Origin of the sequence: Senegalia sp. (in: firmicutes) (assembly GCF_052088025.1) — a bacterium.
GTDB lineage: Bacteria > Bacillota > Clostridia > Tissierellales > SIT17 > Anaeromonas.
Map to the genome: position 1 here is coordinate 1 of NZ_JBQCYD010000075.1, position 6369 is coordinate 6369.

At 28.9% G+C, this 6369-nt stretch carries 7 protein-coding genes; 1 reads left to right on the forward strand and 6 read right to left on the reverse strand.

The window, feature by feature from the left end; translation table 11 throughout:
* Positions 1-67: 67 nt before the first annotated feature.
* From ACTHUW_RS12285 to ACTHUW_RS12305, 5 genes are all read right to left on the reverse strand, one after another.
* Positions 68-559, reverse strand: coding sequence for a YfcE family phosphodiesterase (locus ACTHUW_RS12285; RefSeq protein WP_442213457.1), 492 nt, complete (start codon positions 557-559; stop codon positions 68-70).
* The gene (gene rdgB, locus ACTHUW_RS12290) at positions 552-1163 is read right to left on the reverse strand and encodes an RdgB/HAM1 family non-canonical purine NTP pyrophosphatase (RefSeq protein WP_442210809.1); all 612 of its coding nucleotides are present in this window, start codon (positions 1161-1163) and stop codon (positions 552-554) included. The genes ACTHUW_RS12285 and rdgB overlap by 8 nt, the downstream gene beginning before the upstream one ends.
* A 2-nt stretch (positions 1164-1165) precedes the next feature.
* Entirely contained in the window at positions 1166-1912 is a 747-nt protein-coding gene (rph, locus tag ACTHUW_RS12295; protein ID WP_442197608.1) for a ribonuclease PH, read from the reverse strand.
* Positions 1913-2018: 106 nt separating this feature from the next.
* Positions 2019-3035: a GerMN domain-containing protein gene (locus ACTHUW_RS12300; RefSeq protein WP_442197607.1), complete on the reverse strand. Its 1017-nt coding sequence runs from the start codon at positions 3033-3035 to the stop codon at positions 2019-2021.
* An 82-nt stretch (positions 3036-3117) separates the two neighbouring features.
* The gene (locus tag ACTHUW_RS12305) at positions 3118-4092 is read right to left on the reverse strand and encodes an AIR synthase family protein (protein WP_442213460.1); all 975 of its coding nucleotides are present in this window, start codon (positions 4090-4092) and stop codon (positions 3118-3120) included.
* Positions 4093-4225: 133 nt separating this feature from the next.
* Between ACTHUW_RS12305 and ACTHUW_RS12310 the strand changes: the two genes are divergently transcribed.
* Positions 4226-4354, forward strand: coding sequence for a hydroxymyristoyl-ACP dehydratase (locus tag ACTHUW_RS12310; protein WP_442197605.1), 129 nt, complete (start codon positions 4226-4228; stop codon positions 4352-4354).
* A 41-nt stretch (positions 4355-4395) separates the two neighbouring features.
* On the opposite strand, the gene ACTHUW_RS12315 is transcribed toward ACTHUW_RS12310, so the two are convergent.
* The gene (locus ACTHUW_RS12315) at positions 4396-6069 is read right to left on the reverse strand and encodes a peptide ABC transporter substrate-binding protein (RefSeq protein ID WP_442213462.1); all 1674 of its coding nucleotides are present in this window, start codon (positions 6067-6069) and stop codon (positions 4396-4398) included.
* Positions 6070-6369 lie beyond the last annotated feature (300 nt).

A 6369-nucleotide genomic window follows, 5' to 3' on the forward strand; every position in this document is an offset into this window, starting at 1 on the left:
GTCGGTGCTAATCTTTTAACTTTTATCAGACATTTTCAGAAGTGCTTGACAATACACTTTTTTTATTCTAAATCTCCACTATTTCCCCCTTTATAATATCTGAAATTCTTATTATTCCATAACTATTTCTACTTCCATCCCTTGGCTCTGATATACTACCAGGGTTAAAAAGTAATATATTCTCTTCTAAAAAATTGATTGGTTTATGAATATGTCCAAAAAGAATTAAATCTAGATTTAATTCTTTTGCTCTATAATACAAATTATTTAAATTATCCTTTATATTATATTTATGCCCATGAGTTAATAATATTTTTTTATCATTTATATTTAATATTTCTTCTTCATTTACTCTATCTATTAAAAAATCACAATTTCCCAATATATTTTTCATTTCTATAGAAATATTATTTTTTATATAGATAGCATCTTTTGCAAAATCGCCTAGATGAATGATCATATCTATATCCTTTGATGAATTTATAATTTTAATTATTTCTTCTATTTTCTCAATATCACCATGACTATCTGATAAGACTAAAATTTTCATACTATTCATCTTTTAATAATCCTTCTAGTTCTATTCTTAAAAGCTTTAATGCATTTGCTCTATGGCTTATCTTATCTTTAATTTCTGGACCCAACTCTGCAAAAGTCTTGTCATATCCATCTGGTATAAACAGTGGATCATATCCAAAATCATTGTCACCTTTTCTTTCAAGGGCAATCTTACCCTTACAAATCCCTGTTAGAGTCTTTATAGTTTTATCCTCTAAAACTATAGCTATAACTGTTCTAAATTCAGCATTTCTTTCATTAAAATCTACATATTCTAAGTTTTTTAACAGCTTCTTATTATTATCTAAATCACTAGCATTACTTCCTGAATATCTTGCTGAATATATTCCTGGCTCTCCATTTAATTTTTCTACAAATAAGCCTGTATCATCTGCAAGCACTAGTCCTTGTATATGTTCAGATATTTCTTTAGCTTTTTTTATAGCATTTCCTTCTAATGTGTTTTCATCTTCAATTGTATCTATTTGGCTTAAACCAACTTCATCCTTTGAAATAATTTCCAGGTTCAAACCATCCAATATATTCTTTATTTCTTTTATCTTATGTTTATTACCACTTGCTAATATTAATTTTTTCTTATCCATGTTTATTCTCCCTTTAAAATTATATGTGAAATATCCCCTAAAATATCTTTTTGTATTTCTATAAGTTCTCTATTACCCTTGTCTGCTAAATCTAATAATTTATTTAAATCTTCTCTATTAAAAGGAGCTTGTTCTCCTGTACCTTGTATTTCTATAAATTCTCCCTTATCAGTCATTACTACATTCATGTCTACATGTGCATTTGAATCTTCTGTGTAGCATAAGTCCAACATACCTTCATTTTCTACAATACCTACACTTATTGCTGATACAAAGTTTTTAACTGGTATGGATTTTATCAACTTATCTTCTTTCAGCTTTTCAAATGCTAGTATTAATGCTACAAATGCTCCAGTTATAGACGCTGTTCTAGTTCCACCATCTGCTTGAATCACGTCACAATCAATCCATATTGTTTTTTCTCCTAATTTGTCTAAATCTACTACTGATCTTAAGGCTCTTCCTATAAGTCTTTTTATTTCTTGAGTTCTTCCTTCTAATTTACCTTTACTTGATTCTCTTCTTTTTCTACTTATAGTTGATGCTGGTAGCATTGAATATTCTGCTGTAATCCATCCTTTTCCTGTATTTCTTAAAAAAGGTGGTACTCTATCTTCTATCATTGCCGTACAAATAACCTTTGTATTTCCCATTTCTATAAGTACTGATCCTTGTGGATGTAATAAATAATCTTTAGTAATCTTTACATTTCTTAATTCATCATTTTTTCTACCATCTGTTCTATTCAAATTTTCACGTCCTTTAAGTTTTGTTATATATTATGATACCAAATATTTAATTTTATAACAAATTTAAAAAAGAAAAAAGGCATCAATTTGATAAGATGCCTTAAATTTAATATTTATTTGCAAATGTTGGTATAGTATCAGGTGATGAAAAATCTATTTTTGCTTCTTCAAGGGTTTTACCTTCAAAAAGTATTTCTACTTTTTCTATATCTTCAAATTGATCTAGTGTCAAAGCTATATTCTTATTCATAGAATCAAATGCTTGTTGATTTGTTATTGTATTCTTTGAAGCTTCAGATAAATCTATAAGGGCTACATTATCTTTAACTTCTATGCCTTTTAAATCAACACCCATAGGTATATCTGTATATAAGCCACTATCCTTTGGAGGACCCTCAAATAACTCTTCTACAGCTGTATATATATCCGAAGTAGAAGATGCTACTGTTTTTGTTACTGGAACATAATATTCATATTCACCATTTGTAGTCCCTTTATAATATACTACTACTTTAGAATCTCCATTATTATCTACTAGGTTTATATCTCGTCTTTCTATAGGCTCAGATATATCCGTTCCATAAGTTAAAGTTTCTTTTACTTCTCCTTCAATCATAAACTCTACCTTATCTATTGTAGAAAACTCGGTTAGAGTATATACTATTGCATTTACTAGACTTACTTCTTCAGTTTTATCACTAGTATTTAATATTTCTTTTGAAAAGTTGACTTTAGAAACTCCTGTTTCTTCATTCACAGACATTCCTAGAACTTGACTCCCAGTAGGAAGTACTGGAATTAATCCTGATTTAACCATATCAGTTTGGTTTTCATCATTATTTACCATATAAGATAATGTTTTTTTGGCAATACCTGTATCCCATGATATATTCCTACTCACAGGAATAAGTAGATTCCTTTTATCTTTGTAATATATTACTGTTTCCCTAGAATCTTTTTCATCCAATTTAATTTCTACAGTTTCAGTTTTCTTATCAGTCATTTCTTCTCTGTCATCTGGATCTCTAATCATCTCTTTCATTGATTGAAGCTTTGTACATCCTGTTGCTAAAAATATCATGATTAAAAGTAAAAAAACAGAAATACCTTTTTTAAAGCTCATATATTTACCCCCTTAGTTATCTATATATAAATTATATTAGAAGATAAGTCATACTATGAGTAAATATATTAAAAATTATAATTTATTTTACTACTTTATATAATTCATCACTTTCTGGAGGATTTATTTTTTCTTGATCCATAAATACACCACTATTTATAACTTCTCCTATAATATTTGCTTCAATACTTTCTTTTTTAAATTTATCTAATAAAAGATCAGCATTTTTATCTTCTGTAATTATTATAAGACTTCCACTAGCTATAAGCCTATATGGATCAATATTCAATTTATCACATATTACTTCAGTTGATTTTTCTAGTTTTATTTTGTCCTTATAAATTCTTATTCCTTTATTTATTGCAGATGATGCTTCATGTATCGCTCCAAATAATCCACCTTCTGTGATATCATGCATGTAATCTACACCTATTTCCCCTGCTATCATACCTTCTTTTACGACACTTATATCCTCAATTAAAGTTTTTGCTTCATTAATCAATTCATCATCTATATCCTTTTTTAATCTCTCTTCCAAATCATGAGCTATAATAGATGTTCCCTCTATAGCTATTTTCTTTGTAAGTATAACTTTATATCCTTCTTTAACTTTGCTAGCATCTAATACCTTTTCTTTTAATTGTTTTCCTATAGCTGTTGAATTTATAACTATCCTATTTACTGCACTAGTTATTTCTGTATGTCCTCCTATTATTTCAATATTTAATTCATTTGCTACATCTGTTGCATCTTTCATTATCTCTTTTATTTCCTCTTCTTTGGTATCAGGTGGTGCAAGTATTGTAAGTAATATGCCAATAGGTTCAGCTCCATTAGATGCTATATCATTTGCAGATATATGTATGGCAAGTTTTCCTATATTTTTAGCAGCACCTGTTATTGGATCTGTTGATAATACACATGCATATTTGCCAAAATCAACTACAGCACAATCTTCTCCTACTGCACCTCTTGTAATGACATCTTTTCTTTTGTTTTTAATTGAATTTAAAACTAAAGATTCTAATAATTCATTAGGTAATTTTCCTATTTCCATTTCAGATCTCCTTTTTAAAATATTTCTATTAGTATTATAATATCATAGCTTAGATTTTTTGTAATTATATTAGATAATTTGGGCAATATAATTTATAAGTTTAATTTAAATCTTAAATGGAGGAATGTGATTTATGATAAATTGTTCAGAAGAATGTATACATCAAGTAGATGGATTGTGTGATTTAACATGTATCATAAATTCTACTGGTATAGTAAAAAACAATTGTCCTCATTTTGATTATAAGGTTAAAGAAAAATAAATAAAACCCCAATTTAAGTTAAATTGGGGTTTTGCCTTATATTATTTTGTTATATAAGCTGTTTTATATCCATTTGTAATTGCAAGAGGAAGTCTTACGATTCCTTCTACTTTTGGATTTTGTAAATAAATTTTTACTGAATGATCTGTAGGAGATACAACCATTTCTTCCATTAAAATCTTTTCAGCATCCATCATTGCCTGCATACGCTCGTCACCTGTAGTAGTTTGAGCTTTTTCAATTAAAGTATCATACTCTTCATTAGACCAACCAGCAGTATTTTGTGGTCCACCTGTAATCCACATATCCATGAAAGTCATAGGATCATTATAATCTCCTACCCATCCTGAATATGAGAATGCAAAGTCTTTTTTGTTTTCTCTATCAATTTTGATTTTAAATGTAGCAGTTTCTATATCAACATCTACACCTAAATTTTCTTTCCAATATTGTTGCCAAATCTGTGCTCTTTGAAGTGAGTTTTCACTATCAAAAGTAAGGAATTTGATTCCATTCATATCTGCAACTGTTTTTCCTATTTCTTCTAGACCTTCATCTAGCATCTTCTTAGCTTCTTCAGCAGAAGATCCATTACCAACATCTTTAATTAATTCTCCATTAGCTTCTCTAAAAGTCTTTCCTTCAGGTCCTGGTATTCCAGGTGGTACAAAAGCCCATGCTGGAGGAACTATACCTTGATTTCTAGATTCTTGAATTTTAATTCTATCAATAGACATTGCAAATGCATTTCTTATTTTAGCATTTTTAAAGAATTCATTTTCTGTATTAAATGTATAATAGAAAGTTGATGCTTCTGGTGATTTAATTAAATCTTCTTTATATTTTTCTAAATATTGTGAAGGTACGTTTATAACGTCCAATTCACCAGTTTCATAAAGATTTATAATTGTATTAGGATCATTTGTCATAGCTCCTTCTATTCTTTGAAGTTTAACATTTTCAGCATCCCAATATTCTTCATTTTTCTCTAAATTAAGTTTATTTTCATGTTCCCATTCAACTACTTTAAACGCACCATTAAATATCATATATTCAACATCTGATGCATATTTATCTCCCCACTCTTTTACTTTATCTTCTCTTACAGGTAGGAAAATACTGTTTTGTAATTTACTTAAGAAAGCTGGGTTTGGAGAATTCAACATTACTTTTAAAGTTTTGTCATCTTCTGCTGTTACTCCAACTTCAGATGCATCTTTAATCTCTCCAGTGTTGTAAGCTTCTGCATTTACTATATCATATATCATGTATGCATAAGTAGAAGCAGTTTCTGGGTTTAGTCCTCTTTTCCAAGAATATTCAAAGTCACCTGCTGTTACAGGCTCTCCATCTGACCATTTAGCATCTCTTAATTTAAATGTATATTCTTTTCCATCTTCACTTACTTCCCAAGATTCTGCCATTCCTGAACCTTCAGTAGCTTCTCCCTCTTCATTAAGTCTTATAAGACCATCTAATGTATCTATAAGAATTCTGCTTGAAGTAGCATCTTGTGATATTTGAGGGTCTAAACTAGGTGGCTCTGATTGCCAGTTCATCTTTAATACCTGCTCTTCTGCAAGTTCTCCACTTGCTGAATCATCATTAGAATCATCATTAGCGGAATCGTTGTCATCTCCACCACAAGCAGTAAGTGCAAGTGATCCTACAAGAACAAGTACTAATAATAATGATAATAATTTAGTTCTTTTCATTAATTATGTCCTCCATCCAATTTTAAATTAATCACCCTTTTACGTACTGTTTCAAATTTTCTAAAAATTCAAAAGTGATTTACATAGAATTATAAGATAGATCAAAAAAAAAGTCAAAAATATTAAGTTTTTTATAAATATTTAAATAATGATATTTATTATAAAGTGATTAAACTCTGGCACCCAGTATAGTATAAGAAGTTTTTGTTAAATATTATACTTTTATTCTTTATAAACTTTTTGTAATAGAGTAGGAGGTAAATAATTATTTTATTTACCGACCTCTCACACCACCGTACG

Bases quoted from the DNA above. Each gene is read 5' to 3' on its own strand.
- ACTHUW_RS12285 (WP_442213457.1), bottom strand. From the start codon at position 559: ATGAATAGTATGAAAATTTTAGTCTTATCAGATAGTCATGGTGATATT.
- rdgB (WP_442210809.1), bottom strand. From the start codon at position 1,163: ATGGATAAGAAAAAATTAATATTAGCAAGTGGTAATAAACATAAGATA.
- ACTHUW_RS12300 (WP_442197607.1), bottom strand. From the start codon at position 3,035: ATGAGCTTTAAAAAAGGTATTTCTGTTTTTTTACTTTTAATCATGATA.
- ACTHUW_RS12305 (WP_442213460.1), bottom strand. From the start codon at position 4,092: ATGGAAATAGGAAAATTACCTAATGAATTATTAGAATCTTTAGTTTTA.
- ACTHUW_RS12310 (WP_442197605.1), top strand. From the start codon at position 4,226: ATGATAAATTGTTCAGAAGAATGTATACATCAAGTAGATGGATTGTGT.
- ACTHUW_RS12315 (WP_442213462.1), bottom strand. From the start codon at position 6,069: ATGAAAAGAACTAAATTATTATCATTATTATTAGTACTTGTTCTTGTA.